Genomic DNA, 23,681 nt, shown 5'->3' with positions numbered 1-23,681 from the left:
CCGATGGGCTGGAACAACCCCGAGATCCCCTGGAAGGAGCTGGAGCGGCGACTGTCGGGCCGCCCGCCGAAGGATCCCTACGGCGACGCGCCGATCTCGCGCCGCAAGAAGCGGCTCACCGGGGAGACGGTGTCGTGGCCGGAGGGCCCGGTGGTGCCGTACGCCGAGCTCCATGCCCACTCCGACTTCTCCTTCCTCGACGGAGCGAGCTCCCCGTCGGCGCTGGTCACCGAGGCGATCCGGCAAGGGCTGCACGGGATCGCGATCACCGACCACGACGGGTTCTACGGGGCTCCCGCCTTCGCTGAGGCGGCGCAGAAGCTGACCCCGGAGGCGTCCGAGACGTCGGAGAGGAAGCTGCTCACCGTCTATGGCGCCGAGCTGTCCCTGGGCCTGACCAAGCCGCAGAACGGGATCGCCGACCCCGAGGGCACCCACCTCCTCGTGCTCGCCCGGGGAGTCGAGGGCTACCGGCAGCTGGCCGGCGCGATCACCGAGGCGCAGCTGCGCGGCGACGAGAAGGGACGGCCGGCCTACGACCTCGACGAGCTCGCCGACCGGGCTCGCGCCGGCAACTGGCTGATCCTGACCGGGTGCCGCAAGGGCACGGTACGTCAGGCCCTCACCGGCACCGGCCCGATCGCCGCGGCCCGGGCGCTGCGCGAGCTCACCGATCGTTTCGGGCACGAGAACGTCGTCGTCGAGCTGACCGACCGCGGCCATCCGACCGACTCCTACGACAACGACCTGCTCGCCGGCATCGCCCGCGAGGCCGGTCTGCCCACGGTCGCCACCAACAACGTCCACTACGCCACGCCCGACCGGCACCGGGTGGCCGACGCGCTCGCGGCGGTCCGCGCTCGGCGCACCCTGAGCGACATCGCCGGCTGGCTCCCGGCCGGCCCGGTGGCGTACGTCAGGTCGGGTGAGGAGATGGAGCAGCTCTTCCGGCGCTACCCGGGTGTGGTCGCACGCAGCGTCCAGATCGCCGAGGAGTGCGCCTTCGACCTGCGCAAGGCCACCCCGAAGCTGCCCAAGCGCGGGATCCCCGAGGGCGAGACCGCCGCGAGCCGGCTGCGCCATCTGACCGAGGAGGGTTTCGCGGAGCGCTATGCGAAGGCGTACGCCACCGACCCGGAGTTCGTCGAGGAGGCCCGCGAGCGCGTGGAGCACGAGCTCGAGGTCATCGAGCGCAAGGACTTCCCTGGCTACTTCGTGATCGTGCACGACATCGTCGAGTTCGCCCGGAGCGAGAAGATCCTCTGCCAGGGGCGAGGATCGGCGGCCGCGTCCGCGGTCTGCTACGCGCTCGGGATCACCGCGATCGACCCGGTCTTCTACAAGCTGCCGTTCGAACGGTTCATCTCCGAGCATCGTGAGGAGGAGCCCGACATCGACGTCGACTTCGACTCCGACAAGCGCGAGACGGTGATCCAGTGGGTCTACGACACCTACGGCCGGCGCAACGCCGCGCAGGTCGCGAACATCGTCGGCTACCGGCCGAAGATGGCGGTCAGGGACGCGGCCAAGGCGCTCGGCCACAGCCCCGGCCAGCAGGACGCCTGGTCCAAGCACCTCGGCTACTCCCGCGTCGAGGCGCCGGACGACGTCGGCATCCCCGCTCCTGTCCTCGCGCTGGCCGAGGAGATCCACGGAGCCCCGCGCCATCTCGGCATCCACTCCGGCGGCATGGTGCTGACCGAGGAGCCGATCGGCGAGGTCGTACCCATCGAGCGCGCACGCATGGAGAAACGCACCGTGATCCAGTGGGACAAGGACGCCGCCGAATACATGGGGCTGGTGAAGTTCGACCTGCTCGGGCTCGGGATGCTGGCGGCGCTCGATCACATGATGCATCTGGCTCTCGAGCATCTGGGTGAGGGGTGGACCCTGGCGACCATCCCCAAGGAGGAGCCGGCGGTCTACGACATGCTCTGCCGGGCCGACTCGATCGGCGTCTTCCAGGTCGAGTCGCGCGCGCAGATCGGCACCCTGCCGCGCCTGCAGCCGCGCTGCTTCTACGACCTGGCCATCGAGATCGCGCTCATCCGGCCCGGGCCGGTGCAGGGCGGGGCGGTCCATCCCTACGTACGCCGGGCCACCGGGCGTGAGGAGGTCAGCTACGCCCACCCGTTGTTGAAGCCGGTGCTGAAGCGGACCCGTGGGGTACCGCTGTTCCAGGAGCAGCTCATGGAGATGGGCCGCGTCCTGGGCGACTTCAACCACGACGACGCCGACCTGCTGCGCCGGGCGATGGGCTCGAAACGTGGTCTCGAACGAATCGACTCGCTCAAGGAGCAGCTCTACCAGGGCATGCGAGCCAAGGGGATGGCCGAGGAGACCGCGGAGGCGGTCTACACCCAGATCCTCTCCTTCGCGAACTTCGGCTTCGCCGAGTCCCACGCGCTGAGCTTCGCCAAGCTCGTCTACGCCTCCTCATGGTTCAAGCTCCACTACCCGGCCGCCTTCCTGGCCGGGCTGCTGCGCGCACAGCCGATGGGCTTCTACTCACCGCAGTCGCTGACCCAGGACGCCCGCCGCCACGGAGTGGAGGTACGCCGCCCCGACCTCGTCCTCAGCCAGGCCGGCGCAGACCTGGAGGCGCTCGGCGTCGACGTGTCGGCCACCGGGAAGGAGGACTGCCGGCTGGACGGGGAGCAGACCCCGTGGGTGCCCGGCACCCCCGACCCGACCCCGGAGCACCGGCGTGACGGCAACTTCGCGGTGCGGCTGGGCCTGGACTCCGTACGCGGCATCGGCAAGGACGTCGCCGCACGGATCGTGAAGGCCCGCGAGGAGGCACCGTTCAAGGACTCCCTCGACCTCTCCCGTCGCGCCGGGCTGGAACGTGCCCAGCTCGAGGCACTGGCGACCGCTGGATGTTTGGAGGTGTTCACATCGAGCCGTCGCCAGGCGCTGTGGCAGGCGGGGTGGACCGAGACCGAGGACCAGCTCGAAGGGGTGAGGTTCACCGCCGAGGCCCCCGCGCTGCCCGGCCTCGACCCGGTCGAGGAGACCCTGGCCGACCTGTGGGCGACCGGCGTGACCCCCGGCAGCCACCCCTTCGCCCATCTCCGCGCCGGCCTGACCGCGGCGGGACTCCCGAAGATCAGCGACCTCCCCACCTCGGAGCCCGGTCGACGCATCACCGTCGCCGGCCTGATCACCCACCGTCAGCGTCCCGGGACCGCAGGCGGGGTCACCTTCATCAACCTCGAGGACGAGACCGGCATGCTCAACGTCGTCTGCTCCGCCGGCCTGTGGAGGAAGCATCGCAAGATCGCCGTCTCCACCTCCGTCATGCTCATCCGCGGCATCCTCGAGCGCAACGACGGAGTCACCAACCTGGTCGCCGACCGCCTGGCCCCGCTCGAGGAGATCCACCCCGAGGCCGCCAGGGCCATCGCCGCCCGCCACCGCTCCCGCGACTTCCACTGACCGCCCCACCGCCGAGTCTGCAGAAATGGCGGCCGAATCTGTAGTTGTGGGCGACGAAAGTAGAGACTCGTCGCCCACAACTGCAGACTCGGCCGCCAGAACTACGGTTTCGCGCCCCAGAACTACGGTTTCGGCAGGGGATCAGGGCGCGCGGAAGAGCTCGAAGGTCGTACGCCGCCGCTCCTCGAACCCGAGACCGAGGTAGACCGAGATGGCGCCGGTGTTGGCGACCGAGGCGTGCATGAGGGCGCGGGAGCCGCGGGCGTGGATGTCGGCGGTGACGGCGCGGACGAGGCGGCCGGCGAGGCCGCGGCCGCGGGCCTCGGGCGCGGTGCAGACGGCGCTGATCTCGATCCATCCGCCCGGGTGCATCCGCTGGCCGGCCATCGCGACGAGTCGGCCCTCGTGGCGCAGCCCGAGATACGTACCCATCGTGTAGGTCGACTTCTCGAACGGCCCGGGTTCGGTGCGGGCGACGAGGTCGAGCATCTCGGGCACGTCGGCGGCCCCGAGCACAACCGCGGAGGGATCGGGCGCGGCGTCGACCCGTGACGTCTCGACGAGCTGCACTCCCTCACCTCCGCCGACCATCTCCCACCCCTCGCTGCAGACACCGGCCGCACCGGTGATCAGCGCGGTCCCGCCGGGTCCGACGGCCGCGGCCAGGTCACGCCATGCCTGCGGCTCGCGCGGGTCGGAGACGGCAGCGAAGGGCGAGACGTCGGGACGGTAGCGACGAGCGAGCCCCGAGCCCTCGGCGAGGGAGGCGTGCGCACCGGTCAGCGAGTGCCAGACCGGGTTGTCGAGAACATCGTCGAGAAGAAGATCAGGCTGCGAGACGGACACGCCGGAATTTTCCCACCACCGCCCCAGCCACGGTTAACCCTTTTCGACAGGTGGATCGATAATGGAGTGGTGCCTTCCGCTCTGCCTCCCGGCGACCCCGCCCCCACCGACGGGTCGCTGCCGGCCGAATCGCTGAGCACGCTGGGGGAGAAGGGACTGGGCTTCTACGTCCATGTCCCGTTCTGCACGGTCAGGTGCGGCTACTGCGACTTCAACACCTACACCGCGATCGAGCTGGGCCCCGGGGTGAGCCGGCAGACGTACGCCGACCAGGCCATCGAGGAGGTCAGGCTGGCCCGCCGCGTGCTGGCCGACACCGACAAGAAGGTCGACACCGTCTTCTTCGGCGGCGGCACCCCGACCCTCCTCCCGGCCCAAGACCTGACCGGCATCCTGGCCGCGATCAAGGACGAGTTCGGCCTCGCCGACGACGTCGAGGTGACCACCGAGGCCAACCCCGACTCCGTCGACCTGGACTACTTGCGCGCCCTGCGCGAGGGCGGCTTCACCCGGCTCAGCTTCGGCATGCAGTCGGCCGTCCCGCACGTCCTGAAGACCCTCGACCGCACCCACGACCCCGAGCGGGTCCCGCTGGTCGTGGAGTGGGCCCGCGAGGCCGGCTTCGAGCAGGTCTCCCTCGACCTCATCTATGGCACCCCGGGTGAGTCGGTCGACGACTGGCGGACCAGCCTCGAGGCCGCGCTGGCCAGCGACCCCGACCACATCTCGGCCTACTCCCTCATCGTCGAGGACGGCACCGCGCTGGCCCGACGGGTCCGACGGGGCGAGATCGAGATGCCCGACGAGGACGACCTCGCCGACAAGTACGAGCTGGCCGACGCCACCCTCCGAAAGCACGGCCTGACCTGGTACGAGGTCTCCAACTGGGCCACCGACGAGACCCAGCGATGCCGCCACAACATGCTCTACTGGCAGGGCGGCGACTGGTGGGGCGTCGGCCCCGGCGCCCACAGCCACGTCGGCGGCACCCGGTGGTGGAACGTCAAGCACCCCAAGGCGTACGCGGACCGGATCAACAGCAACCAGAGCCCGGCCCACGCCCGCGAGATCCTCGCCGAGGAGGACCGCCGCGTCGAGCGCGTCCTGCTCGAGCTGAGACTCGCCGACGGCCTCCCGGCAGACGCCCTCGACGACGAGGGCCGCGCCGCTCTTCCGGAGCAGGTGCGCCGCGGTCTGGTCACCGTCGCCGACGACACGATCCTCCTCACCGAGACCGGCAGGCTCCTCGCCGACGCCGTGGTCCGAGACCTGCTCCCCTGAGCATCCCTGAGTCCGGGACCTTGGTCCTGACCGAAGGATCAGGGGTGATCCTGATTGGTAAAGCGCGCCCGACAGGAGAGAGTGGAGCTATGGCAACCACAACTCTTTCCCGTCCCAGCAACGACAAATGGATCGCCGGCGTCTGCGGCGGCCTCGGCGCCCGTTTCGGCATCAACTCCAACCTGATCCGGCTGGCGTTCGTCATCTCCTGCCTGCTCCCCGGACCGCAGTTCATCGTCTACATCGTGCTGTGGATCATCATGCCGAAGCGGTCGTCCTACTGACGGAGCCTCAGACGGGCTCGGTCACGAAGTCGATAAGCTCCTCGACCCGCCCGAGCAGGGCGGGCTCCAGGTCGCCGAAGGAGTTCACCCGCCCGAGGATGTGCTTCCAGGCCCGAGCGATGTCGGCCTGATCGCGGTGGGGCCAGCCCATGTGCTGGCAGATGCCCTTCTTCCACTCGATCGAGCGCGGCACGTTCGGCCAGGCCTCGAGCCCGAGCCGGCCCGGCTTGACCGCCTGCCACACGTCGATGAACGGGTGACCGACGATCAGCACGTGCTCGCCGACCTTGGAGCGCCGGATCGACTCCGCGATCCGGGCCTCCTTCGAGCCCTTGACCAGGTGGTCGACGAGCACCCCGACCCGCCGCTCGCGGCTGGGACGGAAGTCGACCAGGTGGTCGGCGAGGTCGTCGACGCCGCCGAGATACTCGACGACCACACCCTCGATCCGCAGGTCGTCGCCCCAGATCTTCTCGACCAGCTCGGCGTCGTGACGCCCCTCGACGAAGATCCGCGACTCGCGGGCCACCCTGGCCTTGACGTCGGAGACGGCCACCGAGCCGGAGGCGGTCCGGGTCGGCTTCGCCGGTGCCGTCCGGGTCACCGGGGGAGTGAGGATGACCGGCTTGCCCTCGAGCCAGAAGCCCGGCCCGAGCGGGAACGTACGCCGCTTGCCGTGCCGGTCCTCGAGGGTCAGCGTGTGCAGGTCGCGGTCGATGCGTACGATCTCGCCGACGAAGTCGGTCTCGATCTCCTCGACCACAGCGCCGATCTCCGCGGGGGTCTCGACGGCCCGCCCGTGTTTGGGCTTCTTCCAGTCGCCGGCCAGGACGTCGGAGCCGTAGCGATCGCTCATCCGGAGAACGGTAGTGGAGTCAGCAGCGAGAACCGGTGAGCACGCGCCCGAGCTGCTCGAGAACCTCGTCCGGCGTGGCCGCGGGCTCCGGGAACCGGAAGGTCACGTGGTGGCCGCCGTCGAGGGTGATCCAGGAGACGTCGACGCTCTCGGCGGTGAGGTCGGAGAGACGTACGCCCACGATGTGGCGAGGCCGCAGCCCGAGCCGTGCCGAGAGCGAGCGGCACAGGTCCGCCTGGTGCTCGTCGTTGGCGTGGGCCGTGATGCGGACCAGCAGATCGTCGGCGATCATAGGACTCTCCAGTGGGGCGGAAGCAGTGCAGCGAATGACTCTAAGGTCAGCCTAACCTAAGGCTATCTCGATGGCGAGAGAAGTAACCCGTTCCACAGAGTGGAGCGGCCACCGGAAACTGGTTCCTGTGTCGTGAACCGGTAGGATTGGCACTCGCACGGAATGAGTGCCAGGCAGCCAGGGCGAGAGGAGGGCAGATGCAGAACGAACGCAGGCTCTCCGTCCTCCGGGCGATCGTCGAGGACTATGTGAAGACCGAGGAGCCGGTCGGCTCCAAGGCGCTCGTGGAGCGTCACGGTCTGGGTGTCTCCCCGGCGACGGTACGCAACGACATGGCCGCGCTGGAGGAGGAGGGCTACATCACCGCCCCCCACACCAGCGCCGGCCGGGTGCCCACCGACAAGGGCTACCGGCTCTTCGTCGACCGGCTCACTACGGTCAAGCCGATGACCGCGGCCGAGAAGCGGGCGATCGCCGGCTTCCTCGAGGGCGCGGTCGACCTCGACGACGTCGTCAGCCGCTCGACCCGGCTGCTCTCCCAGCTGACCCGCCAGGTCGCGGTGGTGCAGTACCCGACCCTGAGCCGCTCGACCGTCCGCCACGTCGAGCTGGTCGCCCTGGCCCCGACCAGGCTCCTGCTCGTGCTCATCCTCAGCACCGGCCGGGTCGAGCAGCGACTGCTCGAGGTTGCCGAGGAGGTCTCCGAGGAGACCCTGGCCACGCTGCGCGCACGGATCAACACCGCGGTCACAGGTGCCGTCATCGCCGAGGCCGGGGAGGCGCTGCGCACGATCGCCCAGCCGGCCGATGCGCCCGTCGACGCCCCGCGTGACCCGCTCGCGGCCGCCGTGGCGGAGGCTCTGATCGAGGCGATGAACGACCACCGCTCCGACGAGCGGATCTCGATCGGCGGCACCAGCAACCTGGCCCGCTTCGGCGACAGCTTCGACACCGCCGTACGCCCTCTCCTGGAGGCCCTGGAGGAGCACGTCGTCCTGCTCAAGCTGATGGGCGAGGCGACCGCGGGCGGGCTGGTCACGGTGCGGATCGGCGCCGAGGGCCCCTACCAGGAGCTGTCGCAGACCAGCGTGGTCGCGACCGGCTACGGACCTGGCGACGAGGCGTTGGCCACGCTCGGCGTGGTCGGGCCGACCCGGATGGACTACCCCGGATCCATGGCAGCGGTGCGCGCGGTGGCGCGCTACCTCTCCCGGATCCTCGACGAGGCTTAAGAAAGAGCAACGAACTTCGATGGCAGGAAGACCGACGTTGGACCCCTATGAGCTCCTCGGTGTCGACAAGGACGCCGACGACGCAACGATCAAGAAGGCCTACCGGAAGCTGGCGCGCCAGTACCACCCGGACGTCAACCCCGACGCCGAGTCGCAGGAGAAGTTCAAGGAGATCTCCCACGCCTACGAGGTGCTGAGCGACCCGCAGAAGCGGGCCGCGTACGACCGCGGTGGCGACCCGTTCGCGGGCGGTTTCGGCGCCCAGGGCGCGGGCTTCTCGTTCACCGACATCATGGACGCCTTCTTCGGCGGCGCCGGTGCCGGCACCGGCGGTGCCGGGCGTGGCCCCCGTCCGCGCGTACGCCGCGGGCAGGACGCCCTGATCCGCCTCGACATCGACTTGGCCGAGGCCGCCTTCGGCGTCACCCGCGACCTCAAGGTCGACACCGCGGTCGTCTGCGACACCTGTGGCGGCGAGGGGGCCGCGGAAGGCTCCCACCCGGTCCCGTGCGAGACCTGCCACGGCCAGGGCGAGGTCGCGGTCGTGCAGCGCTCCTTCCTGGGCGAGATCCGCACGTTGCGCCCGTGCTCGGCCTGCAACGGCTTCGGCACCGTCATCCCCGACCCGTGCCGCGACTGCAGCGGCGAGGGCCGGGTGCGCTCCCACCGCACCCTGACCGTCAAGATCCCGCCGGGCGTCGACGACGGCACCCGGGTGCAGCTCGCCGAGCAGGGCGAGATCGGCCCCGGCGGCGGCCCCGCCGGCGACCTCTACGTCGAGATCCACGTCGCCAAGCACGCCACCTTCACGCGGAGGGGCAACGACCTGCACTGCACCGCGAAGGTGCCGATGACCGCGGCCGCGCTCGGCACCACGCTCAACCTGCCGACGCTGGAGGCCGACCTCGTCGGCGAGGGCGTCGACCAGATCGACCCCGAGGACGCCTCGATCCACATCGACCTCAAGCCCGGCACCCAGTCCGGCACCGACCACGTCCTGCGTGGCCGCGGTGTGCCCGGTCTGCGGGGCGGTCGCGGCGACCTGATCGTGACCATCAACGTGGAGACGCCCACCAAGCTCGACCTCGAGCAGGAGGCGCTGCTGCGCCAGCTCGCCGAGCTGCGCGGTGAGGAGTCCGTCCAGGGCCAGCTCAAGGCGGCCCACAAGGGCGGCGTCTTCTCCTGGTTCAAGGACACCCTCAACGGGCACTGATCCACGATGACTCTTCCCGTTCACCTCGTCGAGTCGCTCGTCGGCACCCGTGTCGGCGACGACGTCGAGGTGAGCGGCGACGAGGGCCACCACGCGGTCGTCGTACGCCGCCTCCGGGTGGGCGAGGAGGTTGTGCTCACCGACGGCGCCGGCGAGGGCGTCACCGGCACGATCACGCAGACCACCAAGAAGTCGATGACCGTACGCGTCGAGGAGGTCATCCTCGGCGACGCGCCGCCCGAGCCCGCGCTGACGGTCGTCCAGGCCCTCCCCAAGGGCGACCGCGGTGAGCTCGCCGTCGAGATGCTCACCGAGATCGGCGCGGCCAGCATCGTCCCGTGGGCGGCGACCCGCTCGGTCGCCGTCTGGAAGGGCGAGCGCGCGGTCAAGTCCCTCGCCCGCTGGCGAGCCACCGCTCGGGAGGCCGCCAAGCAGTCCCGCCGGCTGTGGCACCCCGAGGTCGAGGCGCTGGCCACCACCGAGGCCGTCGTGGCCAAGATCGAGGCGGCCGACGTCGCCGTCGTGCTCCACGAGGAGGGCACCCTCCCGCTCGGGGCCGTCCCCGTCGTCGACGAGGGCACCATCCTCGTCGTGGTCGGCCCCGAGGGCGGACTCACGGACGACGAGATCGCCCAGTTCGAGAAGGCCGGAGCCACCACCATCCGCCTCGGCGCCGAGGTCCTGCGCACCTCCACCGCCGGCGTCGCCGCCGCTGCCGCCCTGCTGGCCCGCACCCGCCGCTGGGACTGACCGGCCGACTGACCGCCGACTGCTCGGCGTGGTGGGTTCGTCCTTCGGGGGCGCCGGGTGAGTATGGAGGCATGAGGAGCACACGTACGCGTCCGGCGGGCGCCATCATCGCTCTTGCTCTCTGCGGCGTACTGACCGCCGGGTGCGGCAGCAACGATGCCGTCGCCGAGGACCCCGAGGTCTCGACCCAGCCGTCCGAGGAGCCGTCGACGCTGCCACGGACCTCCGGTCTGATCACGCTGGCGGCGCCGGCCGAGGGCGCGACGGTGTCGGACAGCTTCGCGGCCTCGGGCACGGCGAACTCGAACGAGGCGAACGTGCCGTGGGAGGTCCGCGACACCACCGGGGAGACGGTGCTCGAGGGCCACGCGACCGCCGAGGGCTGGATGGACAAGCTCTATCCGTGGACGACCACGGTCGACGTCTCCGAGCTCGAGCCCGGGACGTACCTCTTCATCGCCCGCACCGACGACACCTCCGACGGCGAGGGGAAGCCTTCTGAGGAGGTTGGCGCCCGGATCACCGTCGAGTAGGACATCATCGCTACCGTGATCCTCACCGAACGGCAGCTCAACCGGACCCTCCTGCTCCGCCAGCACCTGCTGTCGCGGGCTTCTCTCACGCCGGCCGAGATGATCGAGCATCTGGTCGGCCTGCAGGCGCAGGAGACGTCGCCGCCGTTCTTCGCGCTGGCCGCCCGGCTGGAGTCGTTCGACCCCTACGCGCTCAGCGCACAGCTCGAGTCGAGCGCGCTGGTCCGGCTCTCCTCGCTGCGGTCCACGATCCACATGCACACCGCCGCCGATGCGGCGCTGATCAGGGCCTGGACCCAGCCGGTCCACGACTTCTATACCCAGCGGGTCGAGATCGTCCGCCCGGCGGCGCAGCTGGAGGGCTTCGTGGAGGCGGCCGAGGACGTACTCGCTCTCGGGGCGCTGCCCAACGCGGCCCTCGAGTCCGGTCTGGTCGAGCACTTCCCCGGCGTCCCGGCCAAGGCGCTCGGCCTGCGGGCGCGCAACGAGCTGCCGCTGGTCCAGCTGCCACCGCGAGGCCTGTGGAAGGGGTCGGGCGGGCTCGTCTACGACCTGCTCCCGCGCTGGACGGGCGTGCCCCCGGTGACCGTGGACGATGTCGTCCCGACGCTGGCACCGGAGATCGTACGTCGCTATCTGCTCGCCTTCGGGCCGGCGACCGCCGCGGACATCACCGTGTGGTCGTCGTTGACCCGGCTGGGTCCGGTGCTCAAGCGGATCGAGGGGCTGGTGACCTACCGCGACGAGGCCGGCAAGACCCTCTACGACGTCCCGGACGCTCCGCTCGCCACGGGCGAGGAGCACGCCCCGGTGCGGCTGCTGGGGCGGTTCGACAACGTCTGGCTCTCGCACGCCGACCGGGAGCGGATCACCGCCAAGGGGACCCGGAAGGAATGGGGCATCGGGGGCGGCGGCGCGGTCATCATCGCCGGCGGCCACCTCGTCGGCCTCTGGAAGCCGGTCGACGGCAAGGTCGAGGTCGTCAAGCTGCTCCGCGATCTCACTCCCGACGAGCGCGACGAGCTCGCCGAGGAGACCTCCCGCGTCGAATCGCTGCTGTCGAGCTGAGCCCGGAACTATCCAGTAGGAGCGGGGCGGCGCGCCCGCGTACCATGGACATCACCAGCGCCACGACGAGAAAGGGCCCGTCCGGGCATCCATGACCGATCGAGAACCAAGTCCGCTTCCGAACCAGACCGCTACGACCAGCCAGATGGTCTCGGGCTCCGCTTCGACCAAGCACACCGTGGTCGTGCCGAACAGCGTCGACATGGTGACCGTCCTCGGCCCGGCCGATGAGCACCTCGGGATCATCGAGGCCCACTTCGACGCCGACGTGCACGTGCGCGGCAACCGGATCACCCTCCACGGCGCCCCCAGCGAGATCGCGATGATCGAGCGGGTCCTGGAGGAGCTGGTCCAGATCATCCGCACCGGCCAGGGCGTGAGCGGCGAGACGGTCGAGCGGGTCATCGGCATGCTCCAGGCCGACACGACGGAGAAGCCGGCCGACGTGCTGAGCCTCAACATCCTCTCCAACCGTGGCCGGAGCATCCGTCCCAAGACGCTCAACCAGAAGCGCTACGTCGACGCGATCGACAAGCACACGATCACCTTCGGCATCGGCCCGGCCGGCACCGGCAAGACCTATCTGGCGGTCGCCAAGGCGGTCCAGGCGCTGCAGTCCAAGCAGGTCAACCGGATCATCCTGAGCCGGCCGGCGGTGGAGGCCGGTGAGAAGCTCGGGTTCCTGCCCGGCACGCTGACCGAGAAGATCGACCCCTACCTGCGCCCGCTCTACGACGCGCTGCACGACATGATGGACCCGGAGATGATCCCCAAGCTGATGGCGTCGGGGACCATCGAGGTGGCGCCGCTCGCGTTCCTGCGCGGACGAAGCCTCAACGACTCCTTCATCATCCTCGACGAGGCGCAGAACACCACGCCCGAGCAGATGAAGATGTTCCTGACCCGCCTCGGCTTCGGCTCCAAGATCGTGGTCACCGGCGACGTCACCCAGACCGACCTCCCCTCGGGGCAGAAGTCGGGGCTGCGGGTCGTCGAGGGCATCCTCGACGACGTCAAGGACATCAGCTTCAACAACCTGACCAGCCACGACGTCGTGCGCCACCGACTGGTCGCCAAGATCGTCGCCGCCTACGAGGAACACGACATGCAGAGCCAGGGCCGGGCCTCCGGAGAGAGTCGATAGCGAGACCATGAGCGAGCGACAGCGAGCGACCGCAGCATGAGCACTGAGATCATCAACGAGTCCGAGCAGGAGATCGACGTCGAGCACGTCGCCAAGCTCGCTCGTTTCCTGCTCGAGCAGCTGCGCGTGCACCCGCAGGCCGACCTCCGGATCAAGTTCGGCGACGAGGCCACGATCACCGAGCTCAACGAGCGCTACTTCGACACCGATGGTCCGACCGACGTGCTGTCCTTCCCCGGTGACGAGCTCCTTCCCGGCCGTCTCGACGAGGAGCCGGAGGAGGGCGACCTCGGCGACATCATCATCGCGCCGACGATCGCGGCCAAGCAGGGCGAGGCGGCCGGCCACGGCACCGTGGCGGAGATCGAGCTGCTGACCACCCACGGTATTCTCCACCTGCTCGGCTACGACCACGTGGACCCCGACGAGCACGCTGAGATGTTCGGGCTTCAGGCCAAGCTGCTCAAGGCCTGGGGCTCTTCGGCCACCGCACCCGAGTAGGAGCACCACCACCACCCATGGACGATGCGAGGCTGCTGATCGCAGCCGCAGTTCTGGTCCTGATCGCCGGCATCTTCTCGGCCGCCGACGCGGCGCTCAGCGCCTTCTCCCGCGCCCGCGCCGCGGAGCTGGTCTCCGAGGGCCGTGCCGGCGCCAAGCGCCTGGTCGCGGTGGTCGGCGACCCCGCCCGCTACGTCAACACGGTCCTGCTGCTCAGGATGCTGTGCGAGATCGGCGCCACCGTCCTGGTCGCGCTGTGGGCCTATGACCTCTACCAGGGACGCTGGTGGCCGACGGTGCTCACCACGACCGCGACGATGACAGTGGTCTCCTTCGTCGTCATCGGCGTCGGTCCCCGCACGCTGGGGCGTCAGCACCACGAGGGCATCGCCCTCGCGGTCGCCGGCCCGATCGGCGCGATCACCGCCATCCTCGGCCCGATCCCGAGCCTGCTGATCATGCTCGGTAACGCGCTCACTCCCGGCAAGGGCTTCCGCAAGGGCCCGTTCTCGACGGAGACCGAGCTGCGCGAGCTCGTCGACATCGCCGAGGCCTCCGACCTGATCGAGGCCGACGAGCGCCGGATGATCCACTCGGTCTTCGAGCTCGGCGACACCCGTGCCCGCGAGGTGATGGTGCCGCGAGGCGACATCGTCTTCCTGGAGCGGCGCAAGACCCTGCGCCAGGCGCTGTCGCTGTTCCTGCGCTCGGGCTACTCCCGGATGCCGGTGATCGACGACAGCCTCGACGACATCATCGGGATGGTCTACCTCAAGGACGTCGTCGCACGTGACTTCGAGGCGCCGGAGGTCGAGACCACCCAGCGGGTCGAGTCACTGATGCGCAAGCCGACCTGGGTCCCTGACTCCAAGCCGGTCGACGAGCTGCTGGCCGAGATGCAGCAGCACCGCCAGCACATCGCGGTCGTCGTCGACGAATACGGCGGCACCGCCGGCCTGATCACCATCGAGGACATCCTCGAGGAGATCGTCGGCGAGATCACCGACGAGTACGACATCGAGGACCGCGAGCCCCTCCACCTCGGCGACGGCTCCTGGCGGGTGCCCTCCCGCTTCCTGGTCAGCGACCTCGAGGAGCTCATCGGTGTCGCCGTCGAGGAGGACGACGTCGACTCCGTACGCGGTCTGATGGCCAAGCACCTCGGCCTCGTGCCGATCCCCGGCTCCGAGGTCGAGGCCCACGGCCTCTGCTTCGTGGCCGAGGAGGCCGCCGGCCGGCGGAACAAGATCGGTACCGTACGCATCAGCGCCGTCGTCCCGGCCGAGACGGAGGCCGACCACCAGGACGAGCCGAGCGAGAAGTCGGACAGGAAGAAAGAGGCCCATGCCCGAGCAGAGTGAGCCCTCCGCGGAGGACCGCAAGCTGGTCACCCTGGCCCGCGCGACGCGAGCCCGCACCGGCGCGGCCGAAGGAGCAGCCGTACGCGACCTCGACGGCCGCACCTACGCCGCCGCCACCGTGGACCTGCCCTCGCTCCAGGTCTCCGCGATCGGTGTCTGTGTGGCGATGGCGGTGGCGTCGGGCTCCAAGGGCCTCGAGGCCGTGGTCGTGCTCGGCGAGGCCGAGGAGGCCTCCGCGAACGACCTCTCGATCGTCAAGGAGTTCGCGGGCGAGGACGTCCCGGTCCTCGTCGGCGATCCGCGCGGCAACCTGCGCTGAGCTGCTGCGGCTGCCGCGGGCCGCTCAGCGAGCGGCTCGGTGGCCGCCGGTCCCACCTGCCCCGCCGGACTCGGCGAGGAGCGGGAGGGTGCCGAGCTCGATCGTGACGTGGATCCCGTCCTCGTCCCGGTAGGCGGTCAGACCGTTCATGGTCGCCATGTCGACGCCCTTCTCACGCATGTGGACGACGATCTGGTCGATCGCCAGCGCGAGCCGGGCCTGGGACACGGACTTGTTGCGCCACTTGACCTGGTTCTCGGTGAAGTAGGGGGTTGCCTTCTCGGCGAGCGTGGAGACAGCGTCACGATGGGCAGCACTGGACATGGGGACCCTCCAGGGTGCACGAGATGGGGCGCTCGACGGGAGCAGTCGGCGCTGGTGACTGTAAGCGACCGAACGTGAAAATCGAAACCCGAGATCCCAGGGCGAGAGTAAAGTGCGTGGAGTGACGGGTGAGACTGGTTGGCAACGACACACCGAGGCCGTCGAGCGGCTGACGGCTTCCTACGCGAGGATCCCTGAGGGCGCTCCGGTCAGACTGGCCAAACGCACCACCAACCTCTTCCGGGCCCGGGCGGCGACCGACGCCCCGGGTCTCGACGTCTCCGGCCTGGGCGGCGTGATCGAGGTCGATGCCGAGGCGGGCACCGCCGACGTACAGGGGATGTGCACCTACGAGGACCTCGTCGACGCCACCTTGGCGCACGGGATGATCCCGTACGTCGTCCCGCAGCTGCGCACGATCACGCTCGGTGGCGCGGTGACCGGGATGGGCATCGAGTCCACCTCGTTCCGCAACGGGATGCCGCACGAGTCGGTGCTGGAGATGGACATCCTGACCGGGTCGGGCGAGATCGTCACCACGAGGCCGGGGGAGGATCTCTTCGACACCTTCCCCAACTCCTACGGCTCGCTCGGATACGCCACCCGGCTCAAGATCAAGCTGGAGAAGGTGCCGGGATACGTCGCGCTGCGCCACGTTCGCTTCGACGACCTCGGCCTGCTCACCAAGACGATCGCGCAGATCACCGAGACCAGGACGTACGAAGGGGAGCGGGTCGACGGGCTCGACGGTGTCGCGTTCGAGCCGGGGGAGTACTACCTGACCCTCGCGACCTGGACCGAGGGGGCCACGCGGCCTCCCAGCGACTACGGCGGCCAGCAGATCTACTACCGCTCGATCCAGCAGCGTGCCGCGTCCGGCTCCGGGACCGATCTGCTGACGACCTACGACTACCTGTGGCGCTGGGACACCGACTGGTTCTGGTGCTCGGGCGCCTTCGGCGCGCAGAACAAGTACCTCCGCAGGGTCTGGCCGCGCCGGCTGCGGCGCTCGGACGTCTACATGAAGCTCGTCGGCCTGGACCGAAGGTTCGGGATCGCCGACAAGCTCGACGCCCGTGCCGGACGGCTCCTGCGGGAACGTGTGATCCAGGACATCGAGGTCCCGGTCGAGAACCTTCCGGCTTTCCTGGAGTGGTTCGACGCCGAGATCGGGATGCGGCCGGTGTGGTTGTGCCCGCTGGTGTCCCGGGGGACGAACACAGGAGGGAAGTGGCCGACCTACCCGCTCGAGGCGGGCCGGACGTACGTCAACGTCGGTTTCTGGGGCACGGTCCACGTCGGCCCCGGGGCCGTCAACGCCCCCAAGAACCGTGCGATCGAGGATCAGGTCCACGAGCTCGGCGGGCATAAATCGCTCTACTCCGAGGCGTTCTACGACAAGGATGTCTTCAACGCTCTCTATGACGGGGACAACCTCGCTGCCGTGAAGGCGAGGTATGACCCCGGCAACCGGTTGACCGATCTGTACAGCAAGGCGGTGAAGAGACTGTGAACCATATTGCAGAGACCATCAACGAACTCTTCGACGGTGGGCTGCCGATCAAGCTCACCGCGTACGACGGCAGCGTCGCCGGCGACACGGACTCACCCTTCGGGATGGAGATCCTCAACCCGCGCGGGCTCGCGTTCCTGCTGACCGCGCCGGGCGATCTGGGGCTGGCACGTGCCTACGTCAGCGGTGACATGGCCCTGCACGGCATCCACCCGGGCGACCCCTACCCGCTCCTGGACCTGATCCTGGACAAGACCGACTTCAAGCGGCCCAGCCCTCGGGAGACGGTCGACATGGTGCGCGCGCTGGGGGTGAAGAACTTCGTCCCGCCCAAGCCACCGCCGCAGGAGCACCTGCCCGCGTGGCGGCAGCGTGCCGAGAACGTACGCCACCTCTCCGGTCGCGCGATCAGCGCGCTGCCGTGGACGCGGCACTCGCACGAGCGCGACGCCGACGCGATCCACCACCACTACGACGTCTCCAACACCTTCTACGAGTACGTCCTCGGCCCGTCGATGACCTACACCTGTGCGCTCTACCCGACCGATGACGCCACGCTCGAGGAGGCGCAGGCGGCCAAGTACGACCTGATCTGCCGCAAGCTCGGGCTCGAGCCCGGGATGCGGCTGCTCGACATCGGCTGCGGCTGGGGCGGGATGGTGCGTCACGCGGCCAAGCACTACGGGGTCAAGGCGCTCGGCGTCACGCTCTCGCGCGAGCAGGCCAACTGGGCCCAGAAGGCGATCAAGGGCGATCGTCTCGACGATGTCGCCGAGGTGCGCTTCTCCGACTACCGCGACGTGGTCGAGGGGGACTTCGACGCGGTCAGCTCCATCGGGCTCACCGAGCACATCGGCGTGGCCAACTACCCGGCCTACTTCGGCTTCATCAAGAGCAAGCTGCGTGACGGGGGCCGGCTGCTCAACCACTGCATCACCCGTCCCGACAACGTCTCGCGGGCGAACGCGGGGGCCTTCATCGACCGCTACGTGTTCCCCGACGGCGAGCTGATCGGGTCGGGCACCATCGTGTCCGCGATCGAGAACACCGACCTCGAGGTGCAGCACCACGAGAACATCCGGGTCCACTACGCCAAGACCCTTACGGCGTGGAACGACAACCTCCGCGACAACTGGGACGCCTGCGTCAACGAGGTAGGCCTCGGCACCGCGAAGGTCTGGGGCATCTACATGGCCGGTTCCCGGATCGGCTTCGAGCGCAACAACATCCAGCTCCACCACGTGCTCGCCACCAAGACGGTCGACGGGCACTCGGGCTACCCGTTGAGGCACACCTTCTGAGCGAGTGGGCGAAAGTGGCAGCTCAGACCGGGTTCTGTCCGCCACTTTCGCCCACTCTCAGGCCGCCTCGGCTTCCGAGAGCCCCCAGGCATGTCGCATCGTGGCGGAGCCGGGCTTGGAGAACAGCGAGGCGTCCAACAGCTTCCACCACGGTCGGATGTCGTCGACCGTGAGGTCGCGGCCGAGCGCATCGGTTGCTGCTCGGAGGATCAGCCAGCCGTCGTGGATGACCTGGCTCGCGACCCAACCCTGACGTACATAGGCGGAGGTGGCGAGGGCGCCGTCGCGGCGGCGATCGCGGCGATACTGCCCGGGTTTGCGGTGGTCGGCGCCGTCGTACTCCTGAAGCGTCCGCGTGCCCGTCACCAGCAGATCGGCTCGCCCGATGAACACGCCGCGTTCGTCGTGGATGTCCACCTGCGGTTCGACGTCGATCCCGCTGGCCCGGTGCAGCATCCGTAGGAGGGTCTCCCAAGCCGACTCCGAGCGCCCGTCGCACCAGGTCAGCGCCTCGCGCAGGAGGCGGGCTCCCGGTCGTCCGGCTGCCGCGACGACCTCGAGATCGGCGCGCGTGCCTATCTCGAGATGCAGGGCACTGTCGATCAGGACCACCAGGTCGAGGAGGCCGAGGTCACGGGCGCAGGCCAGGAGCGCCTCGGCCACCGGTGCGACTCGCAGCCCATCGAGCTCGACCGCGCCGGGCGGTCGTGGATGCCGGGTGATGCGGAGCTGGGGCCGTCGGATGCGTACGGACGTCTCGTGAAGTGCCACGAAGGTCGGTACATCGTCGGGGAGCGGCGGGAGCCAGAGACCGTACAACCGCGCTGCTGTCAGTCCGGTGAAGGTCGCCGATGGCGGCAGCACCTCGGCCCATGCGGCCAGCTCGGCGCGCCAGCGCTCGTCGCCGTCGAGGCCGCTGGGCACGTAGACACCGTTACCGACCCGTTCCCAGGTCGCCCCTCGGCGCCGAGGCTGCCGCCCCCGCCGTCGCTTCGGTGTCGCTGTCATGCGCCCAGCATCGCTGCGCCCACCGACAGTTCTGGCGTTGGCCGCCATCACTGGGCGAAAGTGGCAGGCCATCCTCGGGTTGATCTGCCACTTTCGCCCACTTGTTTGTGTCACGGTGTCGGAATCGGGCCCTCCTGTTCGTGGAGCAGGTGAAACGTCCTGTTCCAGTCGAAGGAGCCAGTCATGGAGACCCACAACCTCGCTGAGATGTACGCCGCCCCGCCCATGTCCTGGGAGGAGGTGACCGCTCGCCTCGACCAGGGCTTCAACCAGGGCCCCGGGTCGCAGGAGGGCGAGCCCGGGCGCTACACGACCTGGGTGAGCACGATCAACGCCGACGGCGGTCCGCACGTGAACGCCGTCGGCGCGGTCTGGCTCGACGGCAGCTTCTACCTGGTCACCGGCCCGGGGACGCGGCGTGGCCGCAACCTCGCCCGCGACCCCCGCTGTGCGCTGTCGCTCACGGTGCGCGAGTTCGACCTGGTCGTGGAGGGCCGGGTGAGGCGGGTGCTCGGCGACGAGCTCGAGCACGTCGCCAAGCACTACCACGACGACGAGGGCTGGCCGGCCGAGGTCGACGAGTCGGGCGAGGCCGTCACGGCGCCGTTCAACGCGCAGAGTGCCGGCCCGGCGCCCTGGCACGTCTTCCGCATCGAGGCGACCTCCGCCCACGCGGTCGCCACCGTCGAGCCCTACGGCGCGACCCGCTGGAGGTTCTGAGATGACCGACCTGTTCGCCGGACTCCCGGTCGCGGACCTGGCCCGAGCGGCCAGCTGGTACGAGGCGCTGCTCGGTGGCCCGCCGGCCTTCTACCCCAACGACGTCGAGGCCGTCTTCGAGGTGGTCGAGCACGGCTACCTCTACATCGAGGTGAAGCCGGATCACGCCGGCCGTGGCTTCCTCACCCTCTTCGTCGAGGACCTGGACGCCCGCCTCGCCGCGATCGCCGACCGCGGCCTGCGGCCGGAGTCGCAGGAGACGTACGGAAACGGGGTCCGCAAGACCATCTTCCGCGACCCCGACGGCAACGAGATCGGGCTGGGTGGTGGCTCGGCCTGATCAGGAGAGGTCAGGCCTCCTCGTGGTGGGCGTCGGGATCGAAGCCCTCGGGGGCGCGATCGATGAACGCGGTGATCGCGGCGATCCGTCCGGACCGGTCCAGATCGAGGACGTCGGTGCCCTCGGCGAACGAGCCCTCCTCCTTGAGGATCTCCCAGCGCACCCGGACGTGCTCGTGGTGTGCGTCGGGCTCGGTGCGGGCCACGAACGTGTAGGCACCGACGCCCTCGGCGAACTGGCGGGTGAAGTCGATCAGCGCCTCGAGGCCGGTGGACTCGCCGATCGGCGTGGAGCGAGCGACGTCGGAGGCGAACAGGGTGTCGCCGAGGGCGCGCTGCTCGTCGGCGGGGAGGTTCCAGAACGAGACGTACGCCTCGGCGGTGGCGGCGGGTGAACGGGGTGTGGTTTCAGTCGTCATGGCCACGACGATCCGCCTCCGGGCGCGCTGTGTCGATTACCTCTGGGGTAGTTGCCGCGCCGCGCTCGGCCCGGCAGCCTGGGCGCATGACAACGGCCCAGCTGAGCGTCGGAGACCTGCTTCGTGACTGGCGCGAGCGGCGCCGTCGCTCCCAGCTCGAGGTGGCGATCGCGGCCGAGGTGTCGGCTCGCCACCTCAGCTTCATCGAGACCGGCCGGTCGGGTCCGAGCCGGACGATGATCGAGCGGCTCTGCGAGGAGCTCGAGGTGCCGCTGCGTGAGCGCAACCGGCTCTATCTCGCGGCGGGGTTCGCGCCCGTCCACCAGGAGCGGCCGCTGGACGATCTCGGGGCCGCCAGGTCGGCCGTCGAGGCGGTGCTCACCGCTCACGAGCCCTATCCGGCCTGTGCGGTCGACGTCCGTTGGGACATGGTGGCGACCAACCGGCCCATGGACCTCTTCCTGGCTCCGCTGCCGGACGCGCTGCGGCAGCCGCGGCTCAACATGCTGCGCGCGACGCTGCATCCCGACGGTCTGGCGGCGCAGGTGCACAACTACCCCCAGTGGCGGGGCCACGTCGTACGCCGCATCCGTCGGCAGCTCGACCGCACCGCGGCCGACGGGCTGGCCGAGCTCCTCGAGGAGGTGGAGGGCTTTCCGGTGCCGGCCGGAGCCGGCGTGGAGGCGCCGGCGGTCACCGCGAGGGACGGTGCCTTGCCGGTGCTGCCGCTGCTGCTGCGTACGAGCCTCGGCGACCTCTCCTTCCTCTACGTCCTCTCCGTGATCGGCGCGCCTCGCGACGTGACGATCGACGAGATCGCGGTCGAGGCGATGTTCCCGGCCGACGACGCGACTCGGGAGGCTCTGCTCGCCATCAGCCACGAGTGAGTGTGCCGCTGATGCGGGCGGGCCGCGTCTGCGCGGATAACCTTGAGGCGATGAGTGTCAAGGCCCAGCAGTACGCCGCGGAGGTGCTGCGGCGCGAGCAGATCACGCCCCACCTCGTACGCCTCGTGCTCGGCGGTCCCGGCCTGGCCGGGTTCGTGTCCACCGGGATCCCCGACGAGTGGGTCGGCCTGATCGTGCCGGGGCAGTTCCAGTCGCGCTACTACACCGTGCGGTCGTGGCAGGGTGGCGAGCTGACCCTCGACGTCGTCGTCCACGACGTCGGTCTGGTGACCGAGTGGGCCACCCGCACCGACCCCGTGGGGCAGACGGTCACGATCACCGAGCCCAAGGGCTCCTACGCGGCGCCCGAGGGCGCCCGGTGGCTGCTGCTGGTCGGCGACCTGACCGCGATGCCGGCCATGGCGCGGATCGCGGAGACCACCACGCTGCCGACGCGGATCTGGGCGGAGACCCCCGACGACCTGCCCGGATATCTCCCGGAGAGCGCCGGGGTCACCTGGTCCGCGCCGCCCTCGGAGACCTCCTCCGACCTGGCGGCGGCCGTGGAGAAGATCGACTGGCCCGAGGGCGACGGCTACTTCTGGATGGCTGGTGAGTCCAGCCAGATGCGGGCGATCCGCAAGCATCTGATGCGGGAGCGGAAGCTCGACTCCCACGCCTACGACGTGATGGGCTACTGGCGGGGTGGCGGCCAGAAGCGACAGCCGCGCTCGGTCGATCCCGGGCCGGTGTGGCGTGAGGGCAAGGCCCAGGGGCTCACCGACGAGCAGATCTGGCAGCGATACGACGAGCAACAGGAGCAACAGTGACCGAGCCGGAGATCCAGCCAAGCCCGGCGCCGCCAGCACAAGAATTTCGGAGCGGCTTCGTGTCGTTCGTGGGGCGCCCCAACGCGGGCAAGTCGACCCTGACCAACGCACTGGTCGGCACCAAGGTGGCGATCACCTCCGACAAGCCGCAGACGACCCGCACCGTGGTCAAGGGCATCGTCCACCGGCCCGACGGCCAGCTGATCCTCGTCGACACCCCGGGCATCCACCGGCCGCGCACACTGCTCGGCGAGCGCCTCAACGACCTCGTCGAGGCCACCTGGACCGAGGTCGACGTAGTCGCGATCTGCTTCCCGTGCAACGAGAAGATCGGCCCCGGTGACCGCCGGATCGCGGAGAACGCCAACAAGCTCAAGAAGGGCATCAAGCGGGTCGCGGTCGCCACCAAGACCGACCTCGCCACCCCCGAGCAGATCGGCGAGCACCTGATGTCGATCCAGACCCTCGGGGTCGAGCTCGGGATCGAGTGGGCCGAGATCGTCCCCGTCTCCAGCGTCGGCGGCGACCAGGTCGACCTGCTCTCCGAGCTGCTCATCAAGCTCCTCCCCGAGGGCCCGCCGCTCTACCCCGACGGCGAGCTCACCGACTCCCCGGAGGAGATCATCATCGCCGAGCTCATCCGCGAGGCAGCCCTGGAAGGCGTACGCGACGAACTCCCGCACTCCATCGCCGTCGTCGTCGAGGAGATGCGCCTGCGCGAGGACCGCCCGGAGAACAAGCCGCTGATGGACATCCACGCCTTCCTCTACGTCGAGCGCGACTCCCAGAAGGGCATCGTGATCGGCCACAAGGGCTCACGGCTCAAGGACGTCGGCCAGCGCGCGCGCCTGCAGATCAAGGACCTGCTCGGCATGCCGGTCTACCTCGACCTGCACGTCAAGATCGCCAAGGACTGGCAGCGGGATCCGCGGCAGCTGCGCAAGCTGGGCTTCTGAACGTATGCCGAGTCGGCGCATCCTGACCGGTGTCTCGCGAAGCGAAGCGAGCGAGCCGGTCAGGATGCGCCGACTCGGCACGTTGATCGGCTAGGCGTCGCCGGGCCGTCGCTTCGCGCTGGCTTACGCGCGCCTTTCAGAGGAACTTCGGCTTGCGTCGGGCTTTGCGCCGACGCGGCGCAAAGGCACCTCCCCCGCTTCGCTCCTCCGATGCATTTGCGCCGAGTCAGCGCTTATCCGGCCTTCGGCCCGGGGCTTCGCCCCGG

25 protein-coding genes are annotated in these 23,681 nt (G+C 69.7%); 19 read left to right on the top strand and 6 right to left on the bottom strand.

The window, feature by feature from the left end:
- Window positions 1-3 precede the first annotated feature (3 nt).
- On the top strand, window positions 4-3,438 hold the full coding sequence (locus ACIRON_RS12755; protein WP_402992667.1) for an error-prone DNA polymerase: 3,435 nt from the start codon (window positions 4-6) through the stop codon (window positions 3,436-3,438).
- A gap of 141 nt (window positions 3,439-3,579) precedes the next feature.
- Here ACIRON_RS12755 and ACIRON_RS12750 read toward each other — a convergent pair whose 3' ends face one another.
- A complete protein-coding gene (locus ACIRON_RS12750) occupies window positions 3,580-4,284 on the bottom strand; it encodes a GNAT family N-acetyltransferase (protein ID WP_402992666.1) in 705 nt (234 codons plus the stop codon).
- Between the two features lie 69 nt (window positions 4,285-4,353).
- On the opposite strand from ACIRON_RS12750, the gene hemW reads away from it, so the two are divergent.
- Complete coding sequence (gene hemW, locus ACIRON_RS12745; protein ID WP_402992665.1) at window positions 4,354-5,565, top strand: radical SAM family heme chaperone HemW; 1,212 nt, start codon at window positions 4,354-4,356, stop codon at window positions 5,563-5,565.
- Window positions 5,566-5,654: 89 nt separating this feature from the next.
- Complete coding sequence (locus tag ACIRON_RS12740; RefSeq protein ID WP_402992664.1) at window positions 5,655-5,849, top strand: PspC domain-containing protein; 195 nt, start codon at window positions 5,655-5,657, stop codon at window positions 5,847-5,849.
- Between the two features lie 7 nt (window positions 5,850-5,856).
- Here ACIRON_RS12740 and ACIRON_RS12735 read toward each other — a convergent pair whose 3' ends face one another.
- On the bottom strand, window positions 5,857-6,705 hold the full coding sequence (locus ACIRON_RS12735; RefSeq protein WP_402992663.1) for a DUF3097 domain-containing protein: 849 nt from the start codon (window positions 6,703-6,705) through the stop codon (window positions 5,857-5,859).
- Window positions 6,706-6,724: 19 nt separating this feature from the next.
- Window positions 6,725-6,997: a hypothetical protein gene (locus ACIRON_RS12730; protein ID WP_402992662.1), complete on the bottom strand. Its 273-nt coding sequence runs from the start codon at window positions 6,995-6,997 to the stop codon at window positions 6,725-6,727.
- A 197-nt stretch (window positions 6,998-7,194) separates the two neighbouring features.
- On the opposite strand from ACIRON_RS12730, the gene hrcA reads away from it, so the two are divergent.
- The 9 genes from hrcA (at window position 7,195) to ACIRON_RS12685 (ending at window position 15,118) form a co-directional block, all read left to right on the top strand.
- Complete coding sequence (gene hrcA / locus ACIRON_RS12725) at window positions 7,195-8,229, top strand: heat-inducible transcriptional repressor HrcA (protein WP_091048523.1); 1,035 nt, start codon at window positions 7,195-7,197, stop codon at window positions 8,227-8,229.
- A gap of 19 nt (window positions 8,230-8,248) precedes the next feature.
- The gene (gene dnaJ, locus ACIRON_RS12720; RefSeq protein WP_091048526.1) at window positions 8,249-9,442 is read left to right on the top strand and encodes a molecular chaperone DnaJ; all 1,194 of its coding nucleotides are present in this window, start codon (window positions 8,249-8,251) and stop codon (window positions 9,440-9,442) included.
- 6 nt (window positions 9,443-9,448) lie between these two features.
- Window positions 9,449-10,192, top strand: coding sequence for a 16S rRNA (uracil(1498)-N(3))-methyltransferase (locus tag ACIRON_RS12715; RefSeq protein ID WP_402992660.1), 744 nt, complete (start codon window positions 9,449-9,451; stop codon window positions 10,190-10,192).
- 71 nt (window positions 10,193-10,263) lie between these two features.
- On the top strand, window positions 10,264-10,725 hold the full coding sequence (locus tag ACIRON_RS12710) for a Gmad2 immunoglobulin-like domain-containing protein (RefSeq protein WP_402992658.1): 462 nt from the start codon (window positions 10,264-10,266) through the stop codon (window positions 10,723-10,725).
- A gap of 15 nt (window positions 10,726-10,740) precedes the next feature.
- On the top strand, window positions 10,741-11,793 hold the full coding sequence (locus ACIRON_RS12705) for a winged helix DNA-binding domain-containing protein (RefSeq protein WP_402992657.1): 1,053 nt from the start codon (window positions 10,741-10,743) through the stop codon (window positions 11,791-11,793).
- Between the two features lie 145 nt (window positions 11,794-11,938).
- Window positions 11,939-12,937 carry a PhoH family protein gene (locus ACIRON_RS12700; RefSeq protein ID WP_402992656.1) on the top strand — a complete coding sequence of 333 codons (999 nt, stop codon included), beginning with the start codon at window positions 11,939-11,941 and terminating at the stop codon, window positions 12,935-12,937.
- 36 nt (window positions 12,938-12,973) lie between these two features.
- Window positions 12,974-13,438, top strand: coding sequence for an rRNA maturation RNase YbeY (gene ybeY, locus ACIRON_RS12695; protein ID WP_402992655.1), 465 nt, complete (start codon window positions 12,974-12,976; stop codon window positions 13,436-13,438).
- 17 nt (window positions 13,439-13,455) lie between these two features.
- Window positions 13,456-14,799 carry a hemolysin family protein gene (locus ACIRON_RS12690; protein WP_402992654.1) on the top strand — a complete coding sequence of 448 codons (1,344 nt, stop codon included), beginning with the start codon at window positions 13,456-13,458 and terminating at the stop codon, window positions 14,797-14,799.
- Complete coding sequence (locus ACIRON_RS12685; protein ID WP_350664562.1) at window positions 14,783-15,118, top strand: cytidine deaminase; 336 nt, start codon at window positions 14,783-14,785, stop codon at window positions 15,116-15,118. Before ACIRON_RS12690 ends, ACIRON_RS12685 begins: the two co-directional genes overlap by 17 nt.
- A 24-nt stretch (window positions 15,119-15,142) precedes the next feature.
- On the opposite strand, the gene ACIRON_RS12680 is transcribed toward ACIRON_RS12685, so the two are convergent.
- The gene (locus tag ACIRON_RS12680) at window positions 15,143-15,442 is read right to left on the bottom strand and encodes a hypothetical protein (protein ID WP_091048540.1); all 300 of its coding nucleotides are present in this window, start codon (window positions 15,440-15,442) and stop codon (window positions 15,143-15,145) included.
- 121 nt (window positions 15,443-15,563) lie between these two features.
- On the opposite strand from ACIRON_RS12680, the gene ACIRON_RS12675 reads away from it, so the two are divergent.
- Both ACIRON_RS12675 and ACIRON_RS12670 read left to right on the top strand, forming a co-directional pair.
- Window positions 15,564-16,955, top strand: coding sequence for an FAD-binding oxidoreductase (locus ACIRON_RS12675; protein WP_402992653.1), 1,392 nt, complete (start codon window positions 15,564-15,566; stop codon window positions 16,953-16,955).
- Window positions 16,952-18,256 carry a class I SAM-dependent methyltransferase gene (locus ACIRON_RS12670; protein ID WP_402992652.1) on the top strand — a complete coding sequence of 435 codons (1,305 nt, stop codon included), beginning with the start codon at window positions 16,952-16,954 and terminating at the stop codon, window positions 18,254-18,256. The genes ACIRON_RS12675 and ACIRON_RS12670 overlap by 4 nt, the downstream gene beginning before the upstream one ends.
- Before the next feature lie 57 nt (window positions 18,257-18,313).
- On the opposite strand, the gene ACIRON_RS12665 is transcribed toward ACIRON_RS12670, so the two are convergent.
- Entirely contained in the window at window positions 18,314-19,264 is a 951-nt protein-coding gene (locus ACIRON_RS12665) for a hypothetical protein (RefSeq protein ID WP_402992651.1), read from the bottom strand.
- 183 nt (window positions 19,265-19,447) lie between these two features.
- Between ACIRON_RS12665 and ACIRON_RS12660 the strand changes: the two genes are divergently transcribed.
- Both ACIRON_RS12660 and ACIRON_RS12655 read left to right on the top strand, forming a co-directional pair.
- A complete protein-coding gene (locus ACIRON_RS12660; protein WP_402992650.1) occupies window positions 19,448-19,984 on the top strand; it encodes a pyridoxamine 5'-phosphate oxidase family protein in 537 nt (178 codons plus the stop codon).
- A gap of 1 nt (window position 19,985) precedes the next feature.
- Entirely contained in the window at window positions 19,986-20,324 is a 339-nt protein-coding gene (locus tag ACIRON_RS12655) for a VOC family protein (protein WP_402992649.1), read from the top strand.
- Window positions 20,325-20,334: 10 nt separating this feature from the next.
- Here the strand turns inward: ACIRON_RS12655 and ACIRON_RS12650 are convergent, their stop codons facing one another.
- A complete protein-coding gene (locus ACIRON_RS12650) occupies window positions 20,335-20,742 on the bottom strand; it encodes a hypothetical protein (RefSeq protein WP_091048551.1) in 408 nt (135 codons plus the stop codon).
- Between the two features lie 86 nt (window positions 20,743-20,828).
- Between ACIRON_RS12650 and ACIRON_RS12645 the strand changes: the two genes are divergently transcribed.
- From ACIRON_RS12645 to era, 3 genes are read left to right on the top strand one after another with little or no spacing between them, the layout of a single operon-like run.
- The gene (locus ACIRON_RS12645) at window positions 20,829-21,629 is read left to right on the top strand and encodes a helix-turn-helix domain-containing protein (protein WP_402992647.1); all 801 of its coding nucleotides are present in this window, start codon (window positions 20,829-20,831) and stop codon (window positions 21,627-21,629) included.
- Window positions 21,630-21,679: 50 nt separating this feature from the next.
- Window positions 21,680-22,459 carry a siderophore-interacting protein gene (locus tag ACIRON_RS12640; protein WP_402992646.1) on the top strand — a complete coding sequence of 260 codons (780 nt, stop codon included), beginning with the start codon at window positions 21,680-21,682 and terminating at the stop codon, window positions 22,457-22,459.
- An 11-nt stretch (window positions 22,460-22,470) separates the two neighbouring features.
- Window positions 22,471-23,415 (top strand): GTPase Era, encoded by a 945-nt coding sequence (gene era / locus ACIRON_RS12635; protein ID WP_402992918.1) that lies wholly within the window; start codon window positions 22,471-22,473, stop codon window positions 23,413-23,415.
- The last annotated feature ends 266 nt before the right edge of the window (window positions 23,416-23,681 follow it).

Origin of the sequence: Nocardioides sp. NPDC101246 (assembly GCF_044767415.1) — a bacterium.
In the GTDB taxonomy this organism is placed as follows: domain Bacteria; phylum Actinomycetota; class Actinomycetes; order Propionibacteriales; family Nocardioidaceae; genus Nocardioides.
Note: the sequence above shows the minus strand (reverse complement) of the source record. Positions and strands in the feature narration are given on the sequence as shown.

Coding starts and splice junctions, on each gene's coding strand:
- ACIRON_RS12730 (WP_402992662.1), bottom strand. CDS start 6,997: ATGATCGCCGACGATCTGCTGGTCCGCATCACGGCCCACGCCAACGAC.
- ACIRON_RS12735 (WP_402992663.1), bottom strand. CDS start 6,705: ATGAGCGATCGCTACGGCTCCGACGTCCTGGCCGGCGACTGGAAGAAG.
- ACIRON_RS12710 (WP_402992658.1), top strand. CDS start 10,264: ATGAGGAGCACACGTACGCGTCCGGCGGGCGCCATCATCGCTCTTGCT.
- dnaJ (WP_091048526.1), top strand. CDS start 8,249: ATGGCAGGAAGACCGACGTTGGACCCCTATGAGCTCCTCGGTGTCGAC.
- ACIRON_RS12740 (WP_402992664.1), top strand. CDS start 5,655: ATGGCAACCACAACTCTTTCCCGTCCCAGCAACGACAAATGGATCGCC.
- ACIRON_RS12690 (WP_402992654.1), top strand. CDS start 13,456: ATGGACGATGCGAGGCTGCTGATCGCAGCCGCAGTTCTGGTCCTGATC.
- ACIRON_RS12650 (WP_091048551.1), bottom strand. CDS start 20,742: ATGACGACTGAAACCACACCCCGTTCACCCGCCGCCACCGCCGAGGCG.
- ACIRON_RS12755 (WP_402992667.1), top strand. CDS start 4: ATGGGCTGGAACAACCCCGAGATCCCCTGGAAGGAGCTGGAGCGGCGA.
- hrcA (WP_091048523.1), top strand. CDS start 7,195: ATGCAGAACGAACGCAGGCTCTCCGTCCTCCGGGCGATCGTCGAGGAC.
- ACIRON_RS12665 (WP_402992651.1), bottom strand. CDS start 19,264: ATGACAGCGACACCGAAGCGACGGCGGGGGCGGCAGCCTCGGCGCCGA.
- ACIRON_RS12640 (WP_402992646.1), top strand. CDS start 21,680: ATGAGTGTCAAGGCCCAGCAGTACGCCGCGGAGGTGCTGCGGCGCGAG.
- ybeY (WP_402992655.1), top strand. CDS start 12,974: ATGAGCACTGAGATCATCAACGAGTCCGAGCAGGAGATCGACGTCGAG.
- ACIRON_RS12655 (WP_402992649.1), top strand. CDS start 19,986: ATGACCGACCTGTTCGCCGGACTCCCGGTCGCGGACCTGGCCCGAGCG.
- ACIRON_RS12680 (WP_091048540.1), bottom strand. CDS start 15,442: ATGTCCAGTGCTGCCCATCGTGACGCTGTCTCCACGCTCGCCGAGAAG.
- ACIRON_RS12700 (WP_402992656.1), top strand. CDS start 11,939: ATGGTCTCGGGCTCCGCTTCGACCAAGCACACCGTGGTCGTGCCGAAC.
- ACIRON_RS12685 (WP_350664562.1), top strand. CDS start 14,783: ATGCCCGAGCAGAGTGAGCCCTCCGCGGAGGACCGCAAGCTGGTCACC.
- ACIRON_RS12645 (WP_402992647.1), top strand. CDS start 20,829: ATGACAACGGCCCAGCTGAGCGTCGGAGACCTGCTTCGTGACTGGCGC.
- ACIRON_RS12715 (WP_402992660.1), top strand. CDS start 9,449: ATGACTCTTCCCGTTCACCTCGTCGAGTCGCTCGTCGGCACCCGTGTC.
- ACIRON_RS12660 (WP_402992650.1), top strand. CDS start 19,448: ATGGAGACCCACAACCTCGCTGAGATGTACGCCGCCCCGCCCATGTCC.